The 24,463-nt window shown below is 72.3% G+C and carries 19 protein-coding genes; 12 read left to right on the top strand and 7 right to left on the bottom strand.

The window, feature by feature from the left end:
* Window positions 1-39 precede the first annotated feature (39 nt).
* Window positions 40-1,569: a UDP-N-acetylglucosamine 1-carboxyvinyltransferase gene (locus tag RKE29_RS02505; RefSeq protein WP_312003325.1), complete on the bottom strand. Its 1,530-nt coding sequence runs from the start codon at window positions 1,567-1,569 to the stop codon at window positions 40-42.
* Window positions 1,570-1,883: 314 nt separating this feature from the next.
* Between RKE29_RS02505 and acnA the strand changes: the two genes are divergently transcribed.
* Entirely contained in the window at window positions 1,884-4,625 is a 2,742-nt protein-coding gene (acnA, locus tag RKE29_RS02500) for an aconitate hydratase AcnA (RefSeq protein WP_312003324.1), read from the top strand.
* Window positions 4,626-4,700: 75 nt separating this feature from the next.
* On the opposite strand, the gene RKE29_RS02495 is transcribed toward acnA, so the two are convergent.
* Window positions 4,701-5,582, bottom strand: coding sequence for a GNAT family N-acetyltransferase (locus tag RKE29_RS02495; protein WP_312003323.1), 882 nt, complete (start codon window positions 5,580-5,582; stop codon window positions 4,701-4,703).
* A gap of 420 nt (window positions 5,583-6,002) precedes the next feature.
* Between RKE29_RS02495 and ngcE the strand changes: the two genes are divergently transcribed.
* The 8 genes from ngcE (at window position 6,003) to RKE29_RS02455 (ending at window position 15,318) form a co-directional block, all read left to right on the top strand.
* Window positions 6,003-7,457, top strand: coding sequence for an N-acetylglucosamine/diacetylchitobiose ABC transporter substrate-binding protein (gene ngcE / locus RKE29_RS02490; RefSeq protein WP_312003322.1), 1,455 nt, complete (start codon window positions 6,003-6,005; stop codon window positions 7,455-7,457).
* A gap of 40 nt (window positions 7,458-7,497) precedes the next feature.
* Window positions 7,498-8,421, top strand: coding sequence for a sugar ABC transporter permease (locus RKE29_RS02485; protein WP_312003321.1), 924 nt, complete (start codon window positions 7,498-7,500; stop codon window positions 8,419-8,421).
* Between the two features lie 54 nt (window positions 8,422-8,475).
* Window positions 8,476-9,396: a carbohydrate ABC transporter permease gene (locus tag RKE29_RS02480; protein WP_312003320.1), complete on the top strand. Its 921-nt coding sequence runs from the start codon at window positions 8,476-8,478 to the stop codon at window positions 9,394-9,396.
* 181 nt (window positions 9,397-9,577) lie between these two features.
* Complete coding sequence (locus tag RKE29_RS02475) at window positions 9,578-10,777, top strand: ROK family transcriptional regulator (RefSeq protein WP_312003345.1); 1,200 nt, start codon at window positions 9,578-9,580, stop codon at window positions 10,775-10,777.
* A 163-nt stretch (window positions 10,778-10,940) separates the two neighbouring features.
* Window positions 10,941-12,041, top strand: a complete 1,101-nt coding sequence (locus RKE29_RS02470) for a substrate-binding domain-containing protein (protein WP_312003318.1) — start codon at window positions 10,941-10,943, stop codon at window positions 12,039-12,041.
* 63 nt (window positions 12,042-12,104) lie between these two features.
* The gene (locus RKE29_RS02465) at window positions 12,105-12,881 is read left to right on the top strand and encodes an ATP-binding cassette domain-containing protein (protein ID WP_312003344.1); all 777 of its coding nucleotides are present in this window, start codon (window positions 12,105-12,107) and stop codon (window positions 12,879-12,881) included.
* Window positions 12,878-14,137, top strand: coding sequence for a sugar ABC transporter permease (locus RKE29_RS02460; RefSeq protein WP_312003317.1), 1,260 nt, complete (start codon window positions 12,878-12,880; stop codon window positions 14,135-14,137). Before RKE29_RS02465 ends, RKE29_RS02460 begins: the two co-directional genes overlap by 4 nt.
* A 458-nt stretch (window positions 14,138-14,595) precedes the next feature.
* A complete protein-coding gene (locus RKE29_RS02455) occupies window positions 14,596-15,318 on the top strand; it encodes a response regulator transcription factor (RefSeq protein WP_312003343.1) in 723 nt (240 codons plus the stop codon).
* Between the two features lie 153 nt (window positions 15,319-15,471).
* On the opposite strand, the gene RKE29_RS02450 is transcribed toward RKE29_RS02455, so the two are convergent.
* Window positions 15,472-16,128, bottom strand: a complete 657-nt coding sequence (locus RKE29_RS02450) for an antibiotic biosynthesis monooxygenase family protein (RefSeq protein WP_312003316.1) — start codon at window positions 16,126-16,128, stop codon at window positions 15,472-15,474.
* A gap of 124 nt (window positions 16,129-16,252) precedes the next feature.
* Window positions 16,253-17,842, bottom strand: coding sequence for an MFS transporter (locus RKE29_RS02445; RefSeq protein WP_312003315.1), 1,590 nt, complete (start codon window positions 17,840-17,842; stop codon window positions 16,253-16,255).
* Window positions 17,843-17,977: 135 nt separating this feature from the next.
* Here RKE29_RS02445 and RKE29_RS02440 point away from each other — a divergent pair, with 135 nt between their 5' ends.
* The 3 genes from RKE29_RS02440 (at window position 17,978) to RKE29_RS02430 (ending at window position 20,942) form a co-directional block, all read left to right on the top strand.
* The gene (locus tag RKE29_RS02440) at window positions 17,978-18,442 is read left to right on the top strand and encodes a MarR family winged helix-turn-helix transcriptional regulator (RefSeq protein ID WP_312003314.1); all 465 of its coding nucleotides are present in this window, start codon (window positions 17,978-17,980) and stop codon (window positions 18,440-18,442) included.
* 684 nt (window positions 18,443-19,126) lie between these two features.
* Window positions 19,127-20,050, top strand: a complete 924-nt coding sequence (locus RKE29_RS02435) for a VOC family protein (RefSeq protein WP_312003313.1) — start codon at window positions 19,127-19,129, stop codon at window positions 20,048-20,050.
* A gap of 448 nt (window positions 20,051-20,498) precedes the next feature.
* Window positions 20,499-20,942 (top strand): Clp protease N-terminal domain-containing protein, encoded by a 444-nt coding sequence (locus RKE29_RS02430; protein ID WP_312003312.1) that lies wholly within the window; start codon window positions 20,499-20,501, stop codon window positions 20,940-20,942.
* A 553-nt stretch (window positions 20,943-21,495) separates the two neighbouring features.
* On the opposite strand, the gene RKE29_RS02425 is transcribed toward RKE29_RS02430, so the two are convergent.
* The 3 genes from RKE29_RS02425 to RKE29_RS02415 form a co-directional block, all read right to left on the bottom strand.
* Complete coding sequence (locus RKE29_RS02425) at window positions 21,496-21,732, bottom strand: acyl-CoA carboxylase subunit epsilon (protein WP_312003311.1); 237 nt, start codon at window positions 21,730-21,732, stop codon at window positions 21,496-21,498.
* A gap of 302 nt (window positions 21,733-22,034) precedes the next feature.
* Complete coding sequence (locus RKE29_RS02420; RefSeq protein ID WP_312003310.1) at window positions 22,035-23,459, bottom strand: MFS transporter; 1,425 nt, start codon at window positions 23,457-23,459, stop codon at window positions 22,035-22,037.
* 222 nt (window positions 23,460-23,681) lie between these two features.
* The gene (locus tag RKE29_RS02415) at window positions 23,682-24,446 is read right to left on the bottom strand and encodes an SDR family oxidoreductase (RefSeq protein ID WP_312003309.1); all 765 of its coding nucleotides are present in this window, start codon (window positions 24,444-24,446) and stop codon (window positions 23,682-23,684) included.
* Between the last annotated feature and the right edge of the window lie 17 nt (window positions 24,447-24,463).

Here is a 24,463-nt window from a genome sequence, read left to right as displayed (position 1 = left end):
GGCACGCCCTTCGCGGTCCGCCAAGCCCGCGAACGGCGGTCAGATGTCGCGGAACGTCTCGATCTGGGCGCCGATGGAGTTCAGCCGCTCGGCCAGGTCCTCGTACCCCCGGTTGATGACGTACACGTTGCGCAGCACCGAGGTGCCCGGCGCCGCCATCATCGCCAGCAGCACCACCACGGCCGGCCGCAGCGCCGGCGGGCACATCATCTCGGCGGCGCGCCAGCGGGTCGGGCCCTCGACCAGCAGCCGGTGCGGGTCGAGCAGCTTGACGTGCGCGCCGAGCCGGTTCAGCTCGGTGAGGTAGATCGCCCGGTTGTCGTAGACCCAGTCGTGGATCAGCGTGGAGCCCTGGGCGGCGGCGGCGATGGCCGCGAAGAAGGGTACGTTGTCGATGTTGAGGCCGGGGAAGGGCATGGGGTGGATCTTGTCGATCGGCGCCTGGAGCTTCGAGGGCCGCACGGTCAGGTCCAGCAGCCGGGTGCGGCCGTTGTCCGCCGCGTACTCCGCGCCGCGCTCGTGGTCCAGGCCCATCTCCTCCAGCACGGCCAGCTCGATCTCCAGGAACTCCACCGGCACCCGGCGGATCGTCAGCTCCGACTCGGTGACCAGGGCCGCGGCGAGCAGGCTCATGGCCTCGACGGGGTCCTCCGAGGGCGCGTAGTCCACGTCCCGGTCGATGCCGGCGACGCCGTGGACGGTGAGCGTGGTGGTGCCCACGCCCTCGACCCGGACGCCCAGCTGCTCCAGGAAGAAGCACAGGTCCTGGACCATGTAGTTGGAGGAGGCGTTGCGGATCACCGTGACGCCGTCGTGCCGGGCCGCGGCCAGCAGCGCGTTCTCGGTGACGGTGTCCCCGCGCTCGGTCAGCACGATCGCGCGCGTGGGCCGCACCGACCGGTCGACCACCGCGTGGTACATGCCGTCGGTGGCGGTGATCTCCAGGCCGAAGTGGCGCAGCGCGGTCAGGTGCGGCTGCACCGTCCGGGTGCCGAGGTCGCAGCCGCCCGCGTACGGGATGCGGAACCGGTCCTCCCGGTGCAGCAGCGGGCCGAGGAACATGATCACGCTGCGGGTCCGGCGGGCCGCCTCGGTGTCCATGGCGTCCAGGTCCAGCTCGGCGGGCGGCACGATCTCCAGGTCCGCGCCGTCGTTGATCCAGCGGGTGCGCACCCCGACGCTGCCCAGGACTTCCAGGATGCGATACACCTCCTCGATCCGGGCGACCCGGCGCAGGGTGGTGCGGCCCGCGTTGAGCAGCGCGGCGCACAGCAGCGCCACGCACGCGTTCTTGCTGGTCTTGACGTCGATGGCGCCGGACAGCCGGCGTCCGCCGACCACCCGCAGGTGCATCGGTCCGGCGTAGCCCAGCGAGACGATCTCACTGTCCAGGGCTTCACCGATTCGGGCGATCATCTCAAGGCTGATGTTCTGATTGCCTCGCTCGATGCGGTTGACCGCGCTCTGGCTGGTGCCCAGGGCCTCTGCGAGCTGCGTCTGCGTCCAGCCCCGGTGCTGGCGGGCGTCGCGGATGAGCTTGCCGATCCGTACGAGGTAGTCATCGGTCATGATCCGAGGCTATCTCACATATGAGATCGTCGCCTTTTCCGCTCGCCGTACGGGCGTGCCGGGCGGCCCGTTCGAGTGACGGCCGCCACGCCGCCCGCGCCCGGGCGGGACATGACCGTGCGAAGGCGATGTACTAGAGTTATCTCGACATCGAGATATCTGTATGGACGGCGTACCGCCGCCGCGCCGCCAAGGCGGTGAGACGGTAAGGCAAGCCTAAGTTAGCCCTACCTTAGCTCATCGGCTCCGGTGCGCGGCGGCAGGATCGCGGTGGTAGGCGCGTACCCGCGCAGGAACGCATGAAGGAGATTGTCGTGTCGGCGAACAGCTTCGACGCCCGCAGCACCCTGACGGTGGGCGACGAGTCGTACGAGATCTTCAAGCTGGACACGGTGGCGGGCTCCGAGCGCCTGCCGTACAGCCTGAAGGTGCTGCTGGAGAACCTGCTCCGCACCGAGGACGGCGCCAACATCACCGCCGACCACATCCGAGCGCTCGGCGCCTGGGACCCCGCGGCCCAGCCCAGCCAGGAGATCCAGTTCACGCCGGCCCGCGTCATCATGCAGGACTTCACCGGCGTGCCCTGCGTCGTGGACCTGGCCACCATGCGGGAGGCGGTCAAGGAGCTGGGCGGCGACCCGTCCCGCATCAACCCGCTGGCGCCCGCCGAGCTGGTCATCGACCACTCCGTCATCGCGGACCGCTTCGGCACCCCGGACTCCTTCGCCCAGAACGTGGAGCTGGAGTACGGGCGCAACAAGGAGCGCTACCAGTTCCTGCGCTGGGGCCAGACCGCCTTCGACGAGTTCAAGGTCGTACCGCCCGGGACCGGCATCGTCCACCAGGTGAACATCGAGCACCTGGCCCGCGTCGTCATGGTCCGCGACGGCAAGGCCTACCCCGACACCCTGGTCGGCACCGACTCGCACACCACCATGGTCAACGGCCTGGGCGTGCTGGGCTGGGGCGTCGGCGGCATCGAGGCCGAGGCCGCGATGCTCGGCCAGCCGGTGTCGATGCTCATCCCGCGCGTGGTCGGCTTCAAGCTGACCGGCGAGCTGCCGACCGGCACCACCGCCACCGACCTGGTGCTGACGATCACCGAGATGCTGCGGCAGCACGGGGTCGTCGGCAAGTTCGTGGAGTTCTACGGCGAGGGCGTCTCCGCCATCCCGCTCGCCAACCGCGCCACCATCGGCAACATGTCGCCCGAGTTCGGCTCGACCGCCGCGATCTTCCCCGTCGACGGCGAGACCATCAACTACCTGCGGCTCACCGGCCGCACCGCCCAGCAGCTCGCCCTGGTCGAGGCGTACGCCAAGGTGCAGGGCCTGTGGCTGGACCCGGCCGCCGAGCCGGCGTTCTCCGAGAAGCTGGAGCTGGACCTGGCGACGGTCGTGCCGTCCATCGCCGGCCCCAAGCGCCCGCAGGACCGCATCGTGCTGGCCCAGGCCGCCGAGAAGTTCGCCCAGGACGTACGCGCCTACGTCAGCGTCGCCGACCTGGACCAGGCCGGTGTCGAGTCCTTCCCGGCCTCCGACGCCCCGGCGGTCAGCAACGGCGTGCCCGCCAACCCGGTCCCGGTGACCGCCCCCGACGGCACGGTGTACGAGATCGACCACGGCGCCGTCACCGTGGCCGCCATCACCTCCTGCACCAACACCTCCAACCCGTACGTGATGGTCGCCGCCGCCCTGGTGGCCAAGAAGGCCGTCGAGAAGGGCCTGACCCGCAAGCCGTGGGTCAAGACCACCCTGGCCCCGGGCTCCAAGGTCGTCTCGGACTACTACGACCGGGCCGGCCTCACCCCGTACCTGGACAAGCTGGGCTTCAACCTCGTCGGCTACGGCTGCACCACCTGCATCGGCAACTCCGGCCCGCTGCCGGAGGAGGTCTCCCAGGCGGTCAACGACCACGACCTGGCCGTGGTGTCCGTGCTCTCCGGAAACCGCAACTTCGAGGGCCGCATCAACCCGGACGTCAAGATGAACTACCTGGCGTCCCCGCCGCTGGTCGTCGCCTACGCCATCGCGGGCTCCATGAAGGTGGACATCACCCGGGACGCGCTCGGCACCGACAGCAGCGGCAACCCGGTGTACCTCAGCGACATCTGGCCCTCCGAGAAGGAGGTCGAGGACGTCGTCGCCTCCGCCATCGGCCAGGAGATGTTCAGCTCCAGCTACGCCGACGTCTTCGCGGGCGACGCGCAGTGGCAGGCGCTGCCCATCCCGACCGGCGACACCTTCGAGTGGGACCCGGAGTCCACCTACGTGCGCAAGCCCCCGTACTTCGAGGGCCTGACGCTGGAGACCTCCCCGGTCACCGACATCACCGGCGCGCGCGTGCTCGCCAAGCTCGGCGACTCGGTCACCACCGACCACATCTCCCCGGCCGGTGCCATCAAGGCCGACACCCCGGCCGGGAAGTACCTCACCGAGCACGGCGTGGAGCGCCGCGACTTCAACTCCTACGGCTCCCGCCGCGGCAACCACGAGGTCATGATCCGCGGCACCTTCGCCAACATCCGGCTGCGCAACCAGATCGCGCCCGGTACGGAAGGCGGCTACACCCGCGACTTCACCCAGGAGGGCGGGCCGGTCTCCTTCATCTACGACGCCTCGCAGAACTACCAGGCGGCGGGCATCCCGCTGGTCGTCCTCGCGGGCAAGGAGTACGGCTCCGGCTCCTCCCGCGACTGGGCGGCCAAGGGCACCGCGCTGCTGGGCGTCAAGGCCGTCATCGCCGAGTCGTACGAGCGCATCCACCGCTCGAACCTGATCGGCATGGGCGTGCTGCCGCTCCAGTTCCCGGAGGGCGCCTCCGCGCTGTCGCTGGGCCTGACGGGTGAGGAGTCCTTCGAGATCACCGGGATCACGGCGCTCAATGACGGCGAGATCCCGCGCACGGTGAGGGTGAAGGCCGCCCGCGGCGGAGCCGCTGACGAGCAGAGCGTGGAGTTCGACGCCACGGTGCGCATCGACACGCCGGGCGAGGCGGACTACTACCGCAACGGCGGCATCATGCAGTACGTGCTGCGGTCGCTGATCCGCAAGTAAGTCCGCACGTCAGAAGGCCGCCGTCGGGGGCCGCGCCCGAAGCGCCGGGCGCGGCCCCTCGCGCGCAGTCAGACGTCACAGGAACGTGCCCGAGGGGACGTACGGCGCCGGCGGGCGCATCCCGCGCAGGCACACGTACCCCTCGTTGACCAGCTCCAGGCCCGCCTCCAGGCCCACGTCGACCGCCCACTCCTGCTCCGCGGTCAGGTGCGGCACGTACGCCCGGGTGCCCGCCGGCAGGCTCAGCAGCGCCGCCGTCAGCAGCCGCCGGGCCAGCCGCCGCGAGGTCGCGGCCAGCAGCTCCACCCGCCCGTCGTCGCCCACGTAGGCGTACCCGCTGCCCGCCAGGTCGTCCGCGACGAACAGCCGCCGCTGCCCCAGCAGCAGCCCGTGGTCGGGGCCGTGCGCGCCGCCCCGGGTGCGCCGGTCGACGGAGTCCATCAGGTCCTGGTGCCGGGCCACCCCCTCGTGCACGGCCCCGTCCGGAGGCGGCAGGCGCTCCTTCAGGGCCGCGTCGACCGTGCCGCGCAGCGCCATCGCCGGGTGCAGGGTGAAGCCGGCGCGCCGGTACGCGGCCGCCGCACGCGGGTCGGGCGAGCCGCAGATGATGCCGCGCAGGCAGCCGCGGCCGTAGGCCAGCGCGGCGGCCAGCAGCTCGCGGCCCAGGCCCCGGCCCTGCGCCCGGGGCAGCACGGCGAACAGCGCCAGCCCCCAGGTGCCCTCCCGCCGGGTGGACAGCGCCGTGCCCACCGGCGTGCCCGCGTCGTCCACGGCGAGCCAGCAGCCGCCCGGGTCGGTCCTGGCCAGGTGCCGGTTGCGGGCCAGGACGCGCGGATCGCCGGGCCCGGGCAACTCGGGGCTGCCGGGCAGGGCGCGCCAGGGGCCGAGGGCGGCGCGGGCCACCCGGTGGACCGCCTCGGCGTCCTCGTCGGTGTCGCGTAACGGGCGCAGGATCACCCGTCCATCATGGCGGGCCGCATGTCGCGGCCACGAGCGAGGGGGCCGTGGCGGGAGGATGGTACCGGTGCCGCCGCGGGACGGACACGATCCACGGCCGGAAGCCGCCGGACCGCACCGTACGGAAATCAACGCCGCACAGGTATCAACTCGGGAAAGACTGCCATCGGATGGTCGTTCGATCTTGCCCGCCGGGCCTGAGTGGACTATACCTGTCGGCCCAGGGAGAGGACGCCGCGCGCGTCGGACCGCCTCCCTGACCACATCCGCGCCTCCGGCGCGCGCACACCCCCCCGCTCACCACTCTGCTCGACAGCGTCAACCACCCGCGGTGCCGGGCCCCGCGCCGCGCGGCCACGCGCGCGTACGGGGAGACCACCCCACCGCCCCGAGCCCTGACGAAGGCGAGGACGCCAGCGCATGAGACCCACGAGCACGAGACCCGCCGCCGGCATCGCCCGGCGCGACCTGATCAGGCGCTCCGCCGCGCTCGGCCTCGCCGCCGCCCCGGCCCTGGGCGCGCTGACCGGCTGCGCCACCGGGTTCGGCGGAGCGAGCGTCAGCGACAACGTCGCCAAGAGCCGGGGCCAGACCAGCCCCGCCAACCCGCTGGGCGCCAAGCGGGGACTGCCGGTGGAGGCGTTCATCTTCAAGGGCGGCCTCGGCGACAGTTACGCGCGGGACGCCGAGGCCGACTACACCGCGACGTACGGCGCGCGGGTGGTGCACACCGGCACCCAGCAGATCGGGCCGAAGCTCCAGCCCCGCATCGCCGGCGGCGACCCCCCGGACGTCATCGACAACTCCGGCGCCGACCACCTCGACATGAACAACCTGTCCCAGCAGGGCCGGCTGGTGGACCTCGGCCCGCTGCTGGACGCGCCCACCTTCGACGACCCGGCGAAGAAGGTCCGCGACACGCTCTTCCCCAGCACCCTGGCCAAGGGGCGGCACGGCGACACCTTCGACGTGCTCTACTACGCCTTCACCGTCTACGGGACGTGGTATTCGCAGAAGCTGCTGGACGACCGCGGCTGGGAATACCCCACGTCCCTGGACGGCATGCTGGAGCTGTGCCGCGAGATCAAGAAGGACGGCATCGCGCCCTGGGCGTACCCCGGCAAATACCCGTACTACACCCACTGGAACATCTTCGGGCAGATCGCCAAGATCGGCGGCCTGGAGAAGTGGCTGGCGATCGACAATCTGGAGCCGAACGCCTGGACGTCGAACGACGCGGCGCGCCGGGTGATCGAGTTCTACGAGGAGATGGCCGCCAAACGCTATTTCCTGGCCGGCAGCGAGGGCCGCACGCACACCCAGACGCAGACCAAGTGGAACCAGTACGAGGCGGTCTTCATCCCCAACGGCTCCTGGGTGGAGAACGAGGCGGAGCCGACCACGCCGAAGGACTTCCGCATGGCCGTCGGCGTGCTGCTGGACGGCGGGGCGCACGACGCGATGCCGCGCGGCACGGTGTACGCCGAACCCAGCGAGCCGTACGTCGTCGCCGCCGACGGGAGGAACCCGACCGGCGGCATGGAACTGCTGCGCATCATGCTGTCGAGGAAGCACGCGCAGAATTTCGCCCGCAAGGTCAAGTCGCTGACCTCCGTCAAGGACTCCACCGCGGGTCTGGCCCTGTCGCCGGGACTGGCCTCGGCCAGCAGGGCGGTCGCCGAGGGCGGCGACAACCTGATCATGGCCCAGTTGCGCGACTGGTACCCCAAGCTGACCGACGAGCGGATCGGCGGCCTGACCAGCGACCTGCTCACCGGCGACATCAGGGCCCGGGACTGGATCCGCAAGGCCCAGAAGTACGCGGACGAGGTCGCCGCCGACCGGTCCGTCACGAAGTTCACCCGGTCCGCCTGAGCCCGGCGGCGCGGCGCACGAGGAGGGTTGGTCAGCGGCCATGCATCACGGCAAACACCGGTTCATCGCGGGGTTCCTCGCCCTGCCCGTGGCGATCTACGGAATCTTCGTGGTCTCGCCGTTCGTACAGGCGTTCCAGATCTCCCTGACCGAGTGGAAGGGCGTACGGGGCACCGCCCGGTATATCGGTCTTGACAACTACGACACGCTGCTGCACAGCGACGAGTTCTGGAACGCGCTCAAGCACAATGCGATCATGCTGGCGATCGTGCCGCTGATCACCCTGGCGCTCGGCCTGTTCTTCGCGTTCATGCTCAACGTCGGCGGCCGCTCGCGGAAGGGCGCCGTCGTCGCCGGGGTGCGCGGCAGTGCCGTCTACAAGTTCGTCTTCTTCTTCCCCCAGGTCATCTCGATCACCATCATCGCCGTCATCTGGTTCAACGTCTACAACCCGGACCCGCACGACGGCATGCTCAACGCGCTGCTCGGCGCGGTCGGCCTGGACTCCTGGCAGAGCTCCTGGCTCGGCGACAAGGGGCTCGCGCTCGCCTGCATCATGGCGGTGATGGTCTGGGCGAACGTCGGCTTCTACGTGGTGCTGTTCTCCGCGGCCATGGCCAACATCCCCAGGGAGATCTACGAGGCGGCGCTGCTGGACGGCGCCGGCCGGTTCCCCACCTTCTTCCGCGTCACCCTCCCGCTGCTGTGGGACACCGTGCAGACCGGCTGGGTGTACATGGGAATCATCGCGATGGACGGCTTCGTCTTCGTGCAGATCATGTCGGTCAACATGGGCGGGCCGAACGGGGCGACCGACGTCGTGCCGCTGCGCCTCTACCAGACCGCCTTCTCGGAGAGCAGGTACGGCTACGCCTCGGCCATGGGCATCGCCATGCTCGTCGTCACGCTGCTCTTCGCCGTGCTCACGATGCGCTTCGCGCGCCGCGAGCGCATCGAGTACTGAACACCACCGAAAAGGCGGAAAAGTCGTGGGAAAGACTGGAAGGGGGACGCACGGATGACGACGGAGATCGACGCGGCGCCGCGGCGGGAGGCCGCCCCCGGCGGGCCGGAGCGCACCGGCGGGCGGGCCGGCCGGGCGGGCGAGGGCGGCGTGCTGAACGTCTTCTCGCACGGCATCCTGCTGGTCTGGGCGCTCATGGTCGGCTTCCCGCTGCTGTGGGTGCTGGGCAGCTCGTTCAAGACCAGCGGCGACATTCTGAGCCACCCCTGGTCGCTGCCGGGGGAACTCCACTTCGAGAACTGGGGGAACGCCTGGCGGGAGGCGAAATTCGGCGACTACTTCCTGAACACGCTCATCGTGGTCGGCGGCTCGGTGACCGGCACCATGGTGCTGGGCTCCATGGCCGGATACGTCCTGGCCCGCTACACCTTCCCGGGCAACCGGCTGATCTACTACCTGTTCGTCGGCGGTATGGCCTTCCCGGTCTTCATGCTCGTCATCCCGCTGTTCTTCGTCCTGCGGAACTTCCCCGGCGAGAACCTGCTGGCCACCTACCACGGGCTGATCCTGGTCTACATCGCCTATTCGCTGCCGTTCACGGTCTTCTTCATGACCGCCTTCTTCCGCACCCTGCCCACCACCGTGGCCGAGGCCGCGATGATCGACGGCGCCTCCCACACCCGGACCTTCTTCCAGGTGATGCTGCCCATGGCCCGGCCCGGCCTGATCAGCATCGGGATCTTCAACTTCCTCGGGCAGTGGAACCAGTACCTGCTGCCGATGGTCCTCAACCAGAAGGAGGACAAGTACGTCCTCACCCAGGGGCTGGCGGAGATCGCCCTCAACCAGGGCTACAAGAGCGACTGGGGCGCGCTGATGGCCGGCATGACCATCGCCATGCTGCCCGTCCTCCTCGTCTACCTCGTCTTCCAGCGGCAGGTGCAGGCGGGCCTGACCGCGGGCGCCGTAAAGTAGTCCGACCCGCCGCCGTGTGAGCTTTCCCGCGCTGTGATCTGGCACTCCGGGCCTTGACGGGGGATCGGCCGGGCCGATCAGCTTGGACTTCACATGTTGGAGGCAGCCGGGCCCGAAGACCGCGGGCCCGGCCTCGGCGCGGCGGGGGTCGGGCCACGGGCGAAGGCGGTAGTGGATGGGTGTGGAGACTCCGGGGTCGCAGTCGTCGCTGCACCGGGCGAACCTCGAACGGGTCGTGCGCGCGGTACGGATGGCCGGCTCGCTCACCCAGGCGGAGATCGCCCGCGCCACCGGCCTGTCCGCCGCCACCGTCTCCAACATCGTCCGCGAGCTGAAGGACGGCGGGACCGTCGAGGTCACGCCCACCTCGGCGGGCGGGCGCCGGGCCCGCAGCGTCGCGCTCAGCGGCGGCGCGGGCATCGTGGCGGGCGTCGACTTCGGGCACAAGCACCTGCGCGTGGCCCTGGGCAACCTCGCCCACCAGATCCTCGCCGAGGAGACCGAGCCGCTGGACGTCGACGCCTCGGCCGCCCAGGGCCTGGACCGCGCCGAGGCCATGGTGGGCCGCCTCATCGAGGCGGCCGGCGTGGACCGCTCGAAGGTCATCGGCGTCGGCCTCGGCGTGCCCGCCCCGATCGACGTGGCGTCCGGCGCGCTCGGCTCGACCGCCATCCTGCCGGGCTGGGCGGGCACCAACCCGCGCGACGACCTCGCCGCCCGCCTCGGCGTGCCCGTCCACCTGGACAACGACGCCAACCTCGGCGCGCTCGGCGAGCTGGTGTGGGGCGCCGGGCGCGGCGTGCAGGACCTGGCGTACATCAAGGTCGCCGACGGCGTGGGCGCCGGGCTCGTCATCAACGGGCAGATCTACCGGGGCCCGGGCGGCACGGCGGGCGAGATCGGGCACATCACGCTGGACGAGTCGGGCCCGGTGTGCCGGTGCGGCAACCGCGGCTGCCTGGAGACCTTCGCCGCCGCCCGGTACGTGCTGCCGCTGCTGCACCCCAGCCACGGCGCCGGCCTCACCGTCGAGGGCATGGTCCGCCACGCGCGCGACGGCGACCCCGGCTGCCGCCGGGTCATCGCCGACGTGGGCCGGCACATCGGCAGCGGGGTGGCCAGCCTGTGCAACCTGCTCAACCCCAGCCGGGTGATCCTCGGCGGTCACCTGGCCGAGGCCGGGGAGCTGGTGCTGGGCCCCATCCGCGACTCCGTCGCCCGGTACGCCGTGCCCAGCGCCGCCCGCCAGCTCGCGGTGGTGCCCGGCGCACTCGGCGCGCGGGCCGAGGTGCTGGGCGCGCTCGCGCTCGTCCTCAGCGAGATGGGCGACGCGGCGCTGCTCGACGGGACCCTGGCGGCGGGCGCCCCGGCCCTGGCCTGAGCCTTCGGCCCGACGCCCTGGCCGAATCCGGCCGGGGCGGGCGCACCGGACGTATGACATCGTTGCCATCTCGTTGCGGATTAACTTCTTGACGTCATACATGCGGGCGAGTTGACTTCCGGGCACTCGGCCGCGACGAAGCGGCCCAGGGAGGTCATCCCGCATGAACGCGAACCCCCGCCGCGTCGTCATGGCCACGGCAGCCGTTTCCCTGGCCCTCGTCCTCACCGCCTGCGGCGTCGCCAAGGAAGCGCGCCCGCGCCCGCACCACCCGAAGAAGACCGGGCCCCTCACCATCGCCCTGCTGCTGCCGGAGAACGAGACCGCGCGCTACGAGAACTTCGACCGGCCCCTGATCAGAAAAAAGATCCACCAGCTGTGCGCCGAGTGCGAGGTCCTGTACAACAACGCCGAGTCCGACCCGTCCGTCCAGCAGCAGCAGGTCGACACCATGATCACCAAAAGGGTCGACGTGATCGTGGTGGACGCGGTGGACTCCGAGTCCATCGCGAGCTCGGTCCGCAAGGCCGACGAGGCGGGCATCCCGGTCGTCGCCTACGACCGCCTCGCCCTGGGCCCGGTGTCGGCGTACACCTCCTTCGACAACGAGCAGGTCGGCCGGGTCCAGGGCCGGGGGCTGCTGAAGGCCCTCGGGAAGAAGGCCGGAACCGGCCAGATCGTCATGCTCAACGGCTGGGAGGCCGACCCCAACGCCGCCGAGTTCAAGCGCGGCGCGCTGTCGGTCCTCAAGGGCAAGGTGCGCATCGGCCGGTCCTACGACGTGGACCGCTGGCTGCCCGACAAGGCCCACGACGACATGAACGGCGCCATCTCCAGCCTCGGCAAGGACGCCATCATCGGCGTGTACGCCGCCAACGACGGCCTCGCGGGCGGCGCCATCACCGCCCTGCGCGGCGGTGGCTTCGACCCGCTGCCGCCGGTCACCGGCCAGGACTCCGAACTCGCCGGCGTCCAGCGGGTGCTGGCGGGCACCCAGTACATGAGCGTGTTCAAGCCGTACGAGCCGGAGGCCACCGCCGCCGCCGAGATGGCCGTCGCCCTCGGCCGCGGCCGGCCGGTCCCGGCCCAGCGCACCGTCGACAGCGCGACCACGAGGGGCATCCCCGCCACCCTCATCACGCCGGTCGCGCTCACCAGGGACAACGTCAAGGACACCGTCCTGCGCGACCGCCTCTACCCGCTCGGCAAGATCTGCACGCCCCGGTACCGGGCCGCGTGCGAGCGCGCCGGGCTCCTGCCCTAGCCACCGCCCGAAACCCCCGCCCGCACGCCCCCGACGAACGGAGAAACCACCGTGGCAACCACCGTGGACGACGCGCCCGTCCTGGCGCTGCGCGCGGTCTCCAAGCGGTTCGGCGCCGTCCAGGCGCTCGCCGGCGTGCACCTGGAAGTCCACGCCGGCGAGGTCGTCGCCCTGGTCGGCGACAACGGCGCCGGCAAGTCCACGCTCGTGAAGGCGATCGCCGGCGCCGGACCCGCCGACGACGGCGTCCTGGAGTGGTACGGCCGCCCCGTGCAGGTCGGCCGCCCGCACGACGCCCAGGCCCTCGGCATCGCGACCGTCTACCAGGACCTCGCCCTGTGCGACAACCTGGACGTCGTCGGCAACCTCTTCCTCGGCCGCGAGATCCGGCGCGCCGGCGTGCTGGACGAGGTCGCGATGGAGCGCCGCGCGCGTACCCTGCTGGACTCCCTCGCCATCCGCATCCCCAGCGTGCGCCTGCCCGTCGCCGCCCTCTCCGGCGGCCAGCGGCAGACCGTCGCCATCGCCCGCTCCCTGCTCGGCGAGCCGAAGCTGGTGATCCTGGACGAGCCCACCGCCGCCCTCGGCGTCGAGCAGACCGCGCAGGTCCTCGACCTGGTGGAGCGGCTGCGCGACCGCGGCCTCGCCGTCGTCCTCGTCAGCCACAACATGGCCGACGTCAAGGCCGTCGCCGACCGGGTCGCGGTGCTGCGCCTCGGCCGCAACAACGGCACCTTCGACGTGCGCACCACCACCCAGGAAGAGATCGTCGCCGCCATCACCGGCGCCACCGACAACGCCGTGACCCGCCGTCAGGCCCGTACGGAGGCCGAGAAGTGACCACCGACACCACCCCGGAACCCGCCGAGGGCGCCCTCACCCCCGCCGACCCCCGGCTGCTGCCGCACCGCCGCGGCCCGCGCGGCTACCTGGAGGAGTTCGTCCGCAGGCTGCGCGGCGGCGAGCTGGGCTCCCTGCCGGTGGTCGTCGGCATCGCCGTCATCTGGGCGGTCTTCCAGTGGCGGGATTCGGCGTTCCTGTCCCCGAAGAACCTCTCCGACCTGTCGGTCTACGTCGTCGGCACCGGCCTGATCGCCGCGGGCGTCGTCTTCGTGCTCGTCCTCGGCGAGATCGACCTCTCCGTGGGCTCGCTCAGCGGCCTGGCCGCGGCCGTCGTCGCGGTGCTGAACGTCCGCCAGGGCATGCCCGAGGAACTCGCCGTCCTGGTCGCCCTGGCCGTGTGCGCCGCGCTGGGCGCGGCCCACGGCTTCTTCTTCGCCTACGTGGGCGTGCCCGCGTTCGTCGTCACCCTCGCCGGGCTGCTCGCCTGGAACGGGCTGATGCTCCAGGTGCTCGGCACCACCGGCACCATCGGCCTGGACGAGCACGGCTTCGTCGTCACCCTCACCAGCCGCTACTTCGTCCACGTCGCGGCGGCCTACGGCGTGGCCGGCGTGGCCGTGGCCGGGTTCCTGGCCGCCCAGCTGCTGGACGCCCGGCGCCGCCAGGCGGCCGGCGTGCCCTTCCGGCCGCTGCCGGAGATCCTGGTGCGCACCGCCGTGCTCGCCGCTCTCGCCTTCACCGCCGCCTGGAAGCTGAACGAGTACAAGGGCCTGCCGCTGGCCCTGCTCGTCCTCCTCGCCGTCCTGGTCGTCCTCGACTTCGTGCTGCGCCGCACGGCCTACGGGCGCAGGGTGCTCGCCCTCGGCGGCAGCGCGGAGGCCGCCCGCCGCGCGGGCGTCAACGTCGCCGCCGTCCGGGTCTCGGTGTTCGCCCTCTCCGGCCTGCTGGCCGGGTGCGGCGGCGTGGTCATCGCCTCCCGGGTCGCCGCCGCCAGCCAGACCGCGGGCACCGGCAACCTCCTCATGGAGGCGATCGCCGCCGCCGTCATCGGCGGCACCAGCCTCTTCGGCGGCCGCGGCTCGGTGTGGTCGGCGCTGCTGGGCATGCTCGTCATCGGCTCTATCGCGTCGGGCATGTCGCTGCTGGGCATCGCGCAGTCCGTCAAGTACATGATCACGGGCGGGGTGCTGCTCGCGGCGGTCGTCCTCGACTCGGTCACCCGCAGGACCCAGCGCTCGGCCGGCCGCCGCTGACGCCCGCGGCGGCCCGGCCCGCCCGTGAACGGGCGCCGGAGGCCGCCGGGGCCGCGTCGGCGTGGCACTCGCAAAGAAACCTCCGGGCCGTGCGGTGCCGGTGGCACCCGGCGGTGCCCTGGCGATCGCCCCCGGTGAGAGCGGGCGGCCCCCGGCGTTCTCCGCGGCGGTTGTCCGGACCTGTACTTGGCATGCCAATTATATTAATTGGCCAGTCAATTTCCTGCCTTGTATGGTTGTCGCCGAGATCCCGGAGGCCGTCGTGGTGCAGCCGCGCGGCGGTGCCCCGGTGCGCGAGGAATGGATTTATCCGCCCTGAGTCGATTCAGGGCGGAGCGGGCGCAGATTATTCCTGGCGGTTATTTCTTCCTCTCGGGGGGATAGTCGCACCGATCTCGCGGGCGTCGGCTCGGAGCCGGTCCGCGCGGCACGACTGGAGTGGCACGTTGAATGTACTCGTGGTAGACGGCGGCGGCGCCGCACCGGTGATTCCTCTGGAAGGTTTCGGGCGGCACGGGCATACGGTCGAGGTGATCCGCACGGGCAAGGCGGCGCTGCGAAGACATCACAGAGCCGATCTCGTCCTGCTCGACACGGATCTCCCCGACGTCGACGGGATCGAGGTGTGCCGCCTGATCCGCGCGCAGTCCGATGTACCGATCATGATCCTTGCCAGCCGCGGCAGCGAACTCGACCTGGTGCGCGGTCTGCGCGCCGGTTCCGACGACTACCTGGTCACACCGGTCGGTTTCCGGGAGCTGGTGGCCCGTATGGAGGCCGTCACCCGCCGCAGCCGGGTGTGCGTCGCGCCCCGGCGCAGCGCCGACGACATCGTGCTCGGCAGGCTGCGGATCGACGTCTGGACCCGCGGGGTCCTGGTCGACGGCCGCCCGGTCGACGTCACCCGCAAGGAGTTCGACCTGCTGCACGTCCTGGCGTCGCAGCCGCGGACGGTGATCTCGCGGCACCAGCTGATGACCGCGGTGTGGAACACGGCCAGCCGGGCGACCGGCAGCCGCACGCTGGACACGCATGTCAACAGCCTGCGCAGGAAGCTGGGCGGGCGGGACTGGATCGTGACCGTGCGGGGTGTCGGCTTCCGTATGGGGACCGGCGCCGACGGGAGCGGCCGGGGTGCGGCCGGGCCGGGATCCGGCGGCGTGGTGCTGTCCGTCGGCTGATCCGCGGACCGCGTCCGCGGTCCGGGTTTCCAGGGCCTGGTTTCACACGTGAGGGTGCGGCCGCCCTCCGGCAGCCCCGCCGGAGGCCGGCCGCGTCTGTGTCCTCGCCGCCGGGTCGGGTCACCGGGCGCGAGGCCGTACGTCCGGCCGCCGCTACTGCCCGGCCGCCTCGGAGACGTACACCACCCGCAGCTCGAAGCGCTCGACCGCGCCGACGGCCCCGGCGTCGGGCTGGGTGCCGCGCTCCACCTGGTCGGCCTGGAACGCCTGGTAGGCCGCCTGGCTCTCCCACTGGGAGTAGTTGACGACGGCCGTGCCGTCGAAGGCGCGGTGGATGCTGTGCGAGACGTACCCGGGGGTGGCGGCGAGCGCTTCGTTCGGCTTGGTCACCAGCTCCAGCAGCTCCTGCTGGCGGTCCGGGGCGACCCGGGCCACCTCCAGGACCACGTGGCGGCCGTCCTGGCGGATCTCGGTCGCCGGCCCGCTGAGGGCTTCGTTGCGCTCGGCGGCGACCACCTCGCAGTGGATGCTCTCGAAGGTGGAGAAGGCCAGGACCTCGTCGAAGCGGTCCTGGCGTCTGGGGTCGCTGAGGATGGCCGCCCAGTCGGCCTTGGCGCGCCACTGGTTGTAGGCGACGACCGACGTGCCGTCGAGGCCGACGTGCGCGTTGAGCGAGACCAGGCCGGGGGCGATGCCGGAGGCCGGACCCCGGCCCTGCCACAGGTCGATCAGGCGCTGCTGGTTGGCCGGGGTGGTGTGGAAGATGTTCACCAGCACATAGCGGTTGTCTTCGACTGCGATGCGGGGCATGGGTTCCTCCGGTTGTACGGCGCGAGGGTGGTGTCCGCGGCGGCCGCCGGGGGAACGGGCCGCGGACACCACCCGGCTGGGTTCCCGCACGCCTCCCTGCGGCGTACGGGGGCTTGGGCCCGCCTCAGGCTTCCGAGAGGCCGGCGGGGACGTCCTTGGGCGCGGGCGCGGGGCTCTCGCCCTCGCCCTCGCCGACGGGGGCGGGAGCCAGCCCCCGCAGGACGTAGGCCACCAGTCCCGCCATCGCCAGCAGCAGGCAGACACCGACCACGGCGCTGACCGCCATGCCGTGCGCGAAGGCGCTCTGCGCGGCGTCGATCAGCCGGCTGCCGGCCGTGCCGGGCAGCTTCGCGGCCTCGCCCTCGGCGCCGCCGAGGTTGACGCGCGCGTGCTCGGCGGCCTTGGCGGGCACCTCCGCGGGCATCAGGTCGCCGACGCGGCCGCGGTAGGCGGCGGTGGCGATGCTGCCGACGACGGCGATGCCGAGGGCCCCGCCGAGTTCGTTGGTCGTGGAGGCCAGGCCCGAGGCGGCACCGGCCCGCTCGACCGGGGCGGTGGAGACGATGGTCCCGATACCGAGCGCCATGACCGGTGCCAGGCCGATGAACATGATCGCGGAGGCGGTGACGACCAGGGCCGTGCCCGAGTCGCCGTCGACCTGGGTGAGCAGGCCGAAGCCGACCGCTCCGATCACCAGGCCGGTGGTGATGACCTTGGCGGGCCCGACCTTGGTGACGATGGTGGAGCCCACCATGGCCGCGACCATGCCGGGGATGATGACCGGCAGCTGCCACAGGCCCGCCTTGGCCGGGGACATACCGAGGACGGACTGCATGTAGGTCGCGATGAGGTACTGAACGCCCATCAGGATGCCGGTGGTGAACAGCAGGCTCGTGAGCGACACGCTGAACCGCCGCCCGGCGAAGAGCCCGATGTCCATCAGCGGCGTCTCCAGGCGGCGCTGCCGCAGCACGAAGAGCACGCCCACCGCGAGGCCCAGCACGATGGCGACGGCCGGCGCGGTCTCCATGCCCTCCCGGGCGGCCTCCTTGATGCCCCACACCACGGACAGGATCGAGGCCAGCGACAGCACCACGCTCGGCAGGTCCAGCGGGCCGCCGCCGGGAGCGCGGTACTCGGGGAGCAGGATCGGGGCGGTGACCAGCAGGAGCACCATCACGGGCACGGCGAGCAGGAACGGGGAGCCCCACCACCAGTGGTCGAGCATCACGCCGCCGATGATGGGCCCGACGACACCGCCGATCATGAAGGACGTGGTCCAGATGCTGATCGCGGTCTTGCTCTGCGCGGGGTCGTGGAACATGCTGCGCAGCAGCGACAGCGTCGAGGGGGCGAGCGTCGCCGCCGAGACGCCCAGCAGCGCGCGGGAGGCGATCAGCATCTCCGCGTTGTCGGAGAACGCCGTCAGGACGGAGGCGGCGCCGAAGACGGTCGCACCGATCATCAGCAGGCGGCGCCGGCCGATGCGTTCGCCGAGCGATCCCATGGTGATGAGGAAGCCGGCGATCATGAACCCGTAGATGTCCGTGATCCACAGCAGCTGAGAGCTGCTCGGATGCAGGTCGGACACCAGCTGCGGCACCGCCATGAACAGCAGGGTGAGGTCCATCGTGACCAGCAGCGCCGGGAGACAGAGGACCGCCAGCCCGATCCACTCCCGTCGGCCCGCGGTGGCCGGGGCAGTTGCGTTCACACCGAGTCCCTTTCGCGTGAGTCGGCCAACTTACTTGGCGTGCCAAGCGTATTAGTTGGCGGACCAAGTGTCTAGCGGGGTGCCCCGAAGGCCGCCCGCTGGTAGACTCGTTGGGATAGTTGGCATGCCAACCGGATGGGTGGTGAGGTCGTCGTGGAGGAGACCGAGGACGTCAGCCGGACGGTGGGGCGGGTGGGGCGTCTGCACGCGGGCGTCGCGGCGACCCTGCTGCACGACCTGGGGCTGTACCCGGGTCAGGAACTGCTGCTGATGCGCCTGTGGGAGCGCGACCACCAGACCCAGACCGAGCTCACCGTCGCCCTCGGCCTCGACCCGTCCACCGTGACGCGCACCGTCCAGTGCCTTCAGCGCTCCGCCCTGGTCACCCGCACGCCCTCGCCGACCGACCGGCGTGCCGTGATCGTGTCCCTGACCCCGGAGGGCGACGCGCTGCGCACCCGGGTGGAGGAGTTCTGGCGGCAGCTGGAGGCCGCGACCACGGGCGAGATGTCGGACCGCCAGCGCGACTCCGCGCTGCGCCTGCTGCGCCGCGTCGAGGCCAATCTGACGTCGTCCCCGCGCGCGGAGACCACCCGGTAGCCGACCCGGCGGCCCGCCCGGCGCCCGGACCCGCCGCCGCGCGGCCGTCCGGGCCGCCCACCCGCACGACCTCACCGCACGACCTCACCGGGCGGCCCGACCGCGCGGGCCCTCCCCGGCGCCGTGACGCGCGTGTTCGCGACGTGCGCGGGTCCGGGGAGGGCCCGCGCGTTCCCGTCCCCGCGCCGCCCCGACGCGTAGGCGGCCGGTACGACGCCCGACCGCCGTGCCCGGAGCCGTCGGCCTCGTACGCCCGAGTGCCGCCGCGCCGCTCCCGCGTGCCGCCGCGCCCGTCCGCACGGCCCTCCCGCGGGGAGGCGAAGCCGGAGAGCACACCGGGGCGCGGAACGACCCATGGCTCTTATTCACTCTGCCGAGCCGCGGGAAAAGGGTGTGAAAAATTTGACACGGATTTGTAGTACGCCACTTCCCGGACGGTCCGGGAAGAGTGCCGGGATATTGTCAGCGGACTCGGCGGACAGTATTGTCAAAGCTATTCCCCGTCGAGTGGGAAAGCTCACTGCCGTACGCGGCAGACGCAGCGCCCAGCCGATCGCCATCGGTTCGCCGGCGTGGCCGCGCAGAACGTGGCGGAGGCATTGGCAGGGCAAATACATTCAACCCTTGATTTTGCCGCTGTGAGCGGTAAGCCAAGCGTACCGGGTCATGTTCGGGAGGAGCGCCATGCCACTGCACAGGCTGACGGGCATCACGATGGGGGTGCCGGACCTCGCCGCGGTGCGGGCCTATTACCGGGAATGGGGTCTGGGCGAGGACACCGACGGCGGTCTGTCGACGCTCGAAGGCGGCCGGCAGCTGGTCCTCAAACACGCGGACCGGCGCCGCCTGCTGGGTCTGGAACTGGGAGCGGACGACCCGGACGACCTGAGACGGATCTCGTCCAGACTGGCGGCGCTGTCCCTGGAGTCCCGGCTCGACGGCGACGTGCTGACCGCCCGGGAGCCCGTCTCCGGCATGGAGGTCACGGTCTCGGTCGCCCCGCGCGAGGAGAAGTCGGTCCTGGACCCCATCGGGTACAACCACCGTGGCACCGTCGAACGGGTGGACAAGCGCGCGCCGGTGATGGACCGGGAGGGGCCGGTGCGGCCGCGCAAGCTCGGCCACCTGCACCTGGGCTCCCGGGACGTGACCGCCACCCAGCGCTTCTTCATCGAGGGACTCGGCTTCAAGGCCAGTGACTACATCGAGGACAAGCTGACGTTCATGCGGTGCTCCACCGACCACCACAACATCGTGGTCCAGCAGGCGCCGGTGGACTTCCTGCACCACACCGCCTGGGAGGTCGACGACGTCGACGAGGTCGGACGCGGCGCGATGGCGATGCTGGCGGAGCACCCGGAGCGGCACGTGTGGGGGCTGGGCAGGCACCACATCGGCTCCAACTTCTTCTGGTACCTTCGCGACCCGGCGGGCAACTTCTCCGAGTACTACTCGGACCTGGACTGCATCGTCGAGGACCACCTGTGGGACGCCGAGGTCTTCAACGGCGGCCGGGGAGCCCTCTCCTGGGGCCCGCCGCCGCCTCCGTCGATGATCCAGCCCGAGGACCTGGCCTCGCTGATGGCCGGCACGCACGCCTCCGGGTGAGACCGTTCCCGCCGGGCTCCGCGGTGAGTTCCGGCCCGTCGGTGCCGGCCGCGACCGCCGCGGCCGGCACCGGCGCGCCACGTCCGCCACGTCCGCCGAGGCCCTCGCCGGGCCCGGCGGCACCGGCCGCACGAGGCGCCGTCCGCCGCCGGCGAGGCGGGCCGTCCGCCCGGACGGAGGGCGAGGCCGCGGGTAGACTGCGGCCCGTCCGGCGGTGATCGTCGGCCGGCGCTCTCCCGGCGGGCCGCGGGTCACGGTATCTTCCAGCCCGTCAGCCCGGTCCCCACTCCGCCCGGTTCCCGCGCCCGACAGCGCGGGCGCCGCGTCGGCGGTGCCCGGCGGACCGTTCGATCGCCCGGTCTTCCGGCAGGCCCACGCTCGACAGGGCCAGGTACGGCAAGGCCGGGGCCGGTAAGGCCAACTCCCACCGAGTCAAGGAGGAGCCCTCGTGCAAGGGCAGTTCACTCAGCGCATGGCGGCGGCCATGCAGGCGGCGGGCGATCTCGCCGTCGCCCAGCGCTGTCCCGAATTATTCACCACCCATTTGCTGACGGTGCTCAGCGCCCAGGACGATTCGACGTTCTCGGCCCTGCTGGTCGCCAACGGCGTGGATCTCAAGAAATTCCACGATTACTGCGCCGACCGCAGCCGGACCCTGCCGCCGGTTTCGGGGACGCCGGTGGTGAGTGTCCAGCCGAGCCAGGAGAACGCGGCTCTGCTCCAGGGGGCGTCTTTCGAGATGCGGGAGCTCGGTGACAGCCGGATCGGCACCGAGCACGTGCTGCTGGCCGCCCTCAAGTACCGCGGCGGCAAGAGCGCCTGGGCGCTGTTCAACCTCACCTACCCCGCCGTCCGCGACAGCCTCGCCTCGGTGCGGAACGCGACAGCGTGACCTGAGCGCCGTGAGGTGACCCCGGTGCCCCTGCCGGAGCCCGTGGTCCCGCCGCACGGCCTGTGCGCCGCTGTCACGGGGCGGTGAGCGTAGCCCCGCGCTCACCCCACCCGCGGCGGCCCCTTCCCGGTCCGTACGGCCCCCCTTCGGGACGAGGCGCCCGGACCGGCTGCCGGCGGCGACCGGACGCCGCCGGAATCCCGCCGCCCGCGAGGCGGCGCCGACGCGTGCCCGGACGGCTAGGGCGTGTCTGGTGGATCAGGGCGGGCTCGCGACGCCCGGCACTCCCCCAGCTACCGCTGGGGGTGCCCCCGCCCCCGGCTACCGCCGGGAGGTGCCCCCGTGCGGCGTTGTCGTCGTCGCACGCAGTGCCTCCCTGGGGGAGCACCGGACGCCGCTCCCTGATCCACCCTGATCCACCAGACACGCCCTAGCGGTCGCGGTCCCGCGGCGCGACGCCCGCCGCGGGCGACTCGGACAGTCTTTCCCGCGCGCCGTGCGGACGTGCCGCTGTGCGCGGCCGGCCGGCGCGGTCCGCCCGCCCGGCACGGCTCTACGACGGGCCCTGGCCGGTCCGGGACGGCGCTGCCGTCCAACTCGGCCCCCGGTAGCCGGTGACCCGCTCCGGGCGCGGCCACGAGGCCGGCTGGTGCCGGCCGGCCGCCTCGACGGAGCCGGCGGAGCCCGCCGTCAGGATCCGGGCGAGCAGGTCGAGCGTGCCGACAGCCATTTCCTCGTGGTCCGGTTCGTCGTGGTGCACGCGGATGAGGCCGGTGGCCGGGAGGGTCATGGTGGTCCTTCCGTGTCGTGGTGGTGGTCCCCGGGCGCGCCGCCGTTCGGTGGCGGCGGCGGGGTCCGGGCCCGATCTGGCCGGGGCCCTCAGCGCGCGGCTGCTCCAGGCGCTCGCCGAGGGGCGGCGGGGCGGCGGTTCGTGCGGTGCCGGGGGCGGCACCGGTCGGATGCCGGGCATGGCACCCGGCGAGAGCCGGGCCGTACGCCGCCGCGGGCGGTGGTCCGCGGCGGCGGTGGTCGGCGCGGTGCGGTCGTCGCGCCCGCAGGGCGCGGCGGCAGGGGCCGCGGGCGGGGGTGCCTTCAGGGCTCCCGGTGGTCGGGGGCGCCGGGCGCCGGATCCCGTCCCGGGCTCGCGGGCCGCGGTTTCGGTACGCCGCCGGCGGCGGGCACGCGGCCCCGGGCCGGCGCGGGCAGCACCCCGGTGAGCGCGACGCACAGGCCGGCCGCGCTGACCGCGGTGACCAGCAGCATCGCCCGGTGCGCCGAGACGGCGTCCAGCGCGGCGACCGCGGCCACCGTCAGGGCGCCGCCGACCTGTACGGCGGTCTGGTACACGCCGCTGACCGCTCCCTGCTCGGCGGCCGGCACACCGGTGACGGCCTGGACGTGCAGCGCGGAGAAGGCGCACACGAAGCCGAGGCCGACGAGCACGGTGGTCGGCAGGACCTGCGGGAGATAGGCCGGGTCGGTGCCCGGACGCAGGTACAGGGCGTATCCGACGGTCGCGCAGGCGGCGCCCGCCGCGATCAGCCGGGCAGCCCCGAACCGTCTGATGAGCCGTCCGGAGAACGGCGCGGAGGCCGCCAGCAGCAGGCTGGCGGGCAGCAGGGCGAGCCCGCTGTCCAGCGGACTCCAGCGCCCTTCCGTCTGCCACCGCACCATGGACACCAGCAGGAAGCCCCAGAACGTGCCGTTGAGCACCGCGGCGCCCAGCGCGGACCGCAGCAGGGCCGGCCGGCCCAGGACCGCCGGCGGGACCAGCGGGTCGGCGGCCGCGCGCTCGACGGCCGCGAAGGCGGCCAGCAGCGCGGCGCCGGGCAGCAGGGCGAGCGGGGCACGGGCGGTGATCGCGTACAGCACCAGCGCGAGCCCGCCGGCCAGGGCCGCCGCGCCGGCCGCGTCGTACCGGCGGCGCGGCCCGGTCGGCCGCGGCTCCTCGCGCGGGATGAGGCGCAGCGCGTACGCGAACAGCAGCAGGGCCACCGGCGCCGGGAAGGCGAAGGTCCACCGCCAGCTCGCCTGCGTCAGCAGCCCGGACAGCAGCAGTCCGACGGTGAATCCGCTCGCCCCGAACAGCGAGTAGACCGACACGGCCCGGACGCGGGCCGGCCCCTCCGGATAGGCGGAGCTGATGATCGCGAGTCCCGTCGGCGCGGTCAGGGCGACGCAGAAGCCCTTGACGGCCCGGGTGGCGATCAGCACACCGGCGGTCGGCGCCACCCCGGCGGCCAGGGAGGCGGCGGCGAAGGCCACCAGCCCGGCCAGGTAGACCGGGCGCCGGCCGAGGATCGCGACGAGCCGCCCGCCGAAGAGCAGCAGCCCGCCGAAGCCGAGGGCGAAGCCGACGACCAGCCAGCTCGCACCGGTGACGGACAGGTCCAGGTCGGCCGCGATGGACGGCAGGGCCACCATCGCCACCGACACCTCCAGGGCGTCGATGAGCATGTTCCCCGACAGGACGAACAGCAGGCCCCGGCGCGCCGCGGCGGACTGGCTGGCGGTCATGGTGCTCCTTTCCCGGCTGAGGTGAGGTTCGGACCGCCCGGGAGGCGGCCCCGCGCGGGGCCGCCTCCCGGGGCGCGTACGGGCACGGCCGACGCGTACGGCGCGCCGGCCGGGTACGTACGGCGGTACGCACGGCGTGTACGGGCGGGCGGCGGACGCCGGGCGGCGCTTCGGCGGCGCCGCGCGGGCCCGGCCCGCCCGTACGGCCGGGGGTGTCCCGGCTCAGCCGCCCAGCAGCGTGCCGCCGCTGGCGTCCACGAACGTGCCGGTGATCCAGCGGGCGTCGTCGGAGGCCAGGAAGGCCACCACGTCGCCGACGTCCTCCGGCTCGGCCACCGCCTTGAAGGCGTTGAGGCCGGACATGAACTCGACGGCCTCGGGGATGTCGAAGACGGGGCTGCCGTTCTTGGTGATGCCGGGGGCGACGCTGTTGACGGTGATCCGCCGCGGGCCCAGGTGGCGGGCGAAGTGCAGGCTGATCTGGTCGACGGCCGCCTTGCTCATGGAGTAGGCGATCTCGTCGGGGTTGGCGTAGCGCACCAGGCCGGTGGCGATGTTGATGATCCGTCCGCCGTCGGGGATGATCGGCAGCGCCCGCTGGACGATGAACAGCGGCGCCTTGGCGTTGACCGCCATGACGCGGTCGAAGTTGTCCGGGGTGATCTCCTCGGGCTTCTGACCGCCCATCGCACCGGCGTTGTTGACCAGGATGTCCAGCCGCACCTCGCCCGCGTGCTCCTTCAGGCCGGCGGTGAGGCCCTCGAAGAGGGTGTCCACGTCGCCGGGGACGCCCAGCTCGGCCTGGACGAGGAAGGCGCGGCCGCCCTCCCGCGTGATCGCGTCGAGGGTGTCGCGCGCCGCGTCCTCGTTGCTGGAGTAGTGCACCGCGACCAGCGCGCCCTCGCGGGCCAGCCGCAGGGCGGTGGCCCGGCCGATGCCGCGGCTGGAGCCGGTCACCAGGGCGGTCTTGTTCGCAAGCTTGCTCACCGGAATCTCCTCGTGAC

The organism is Streptomyces sp. B1866, from assembly GCF_031932565.1.
Taxonomy (GTDB): Bacteria; Actinomycetota; Actinomycetes; order Streptomycetales; family Streptomycetaceae; genus Streptomyces.
Note: the sequence above shows the minus strand (reverse complement) of the source record. Positions and strands in the feature narration are given on the sequence as shown.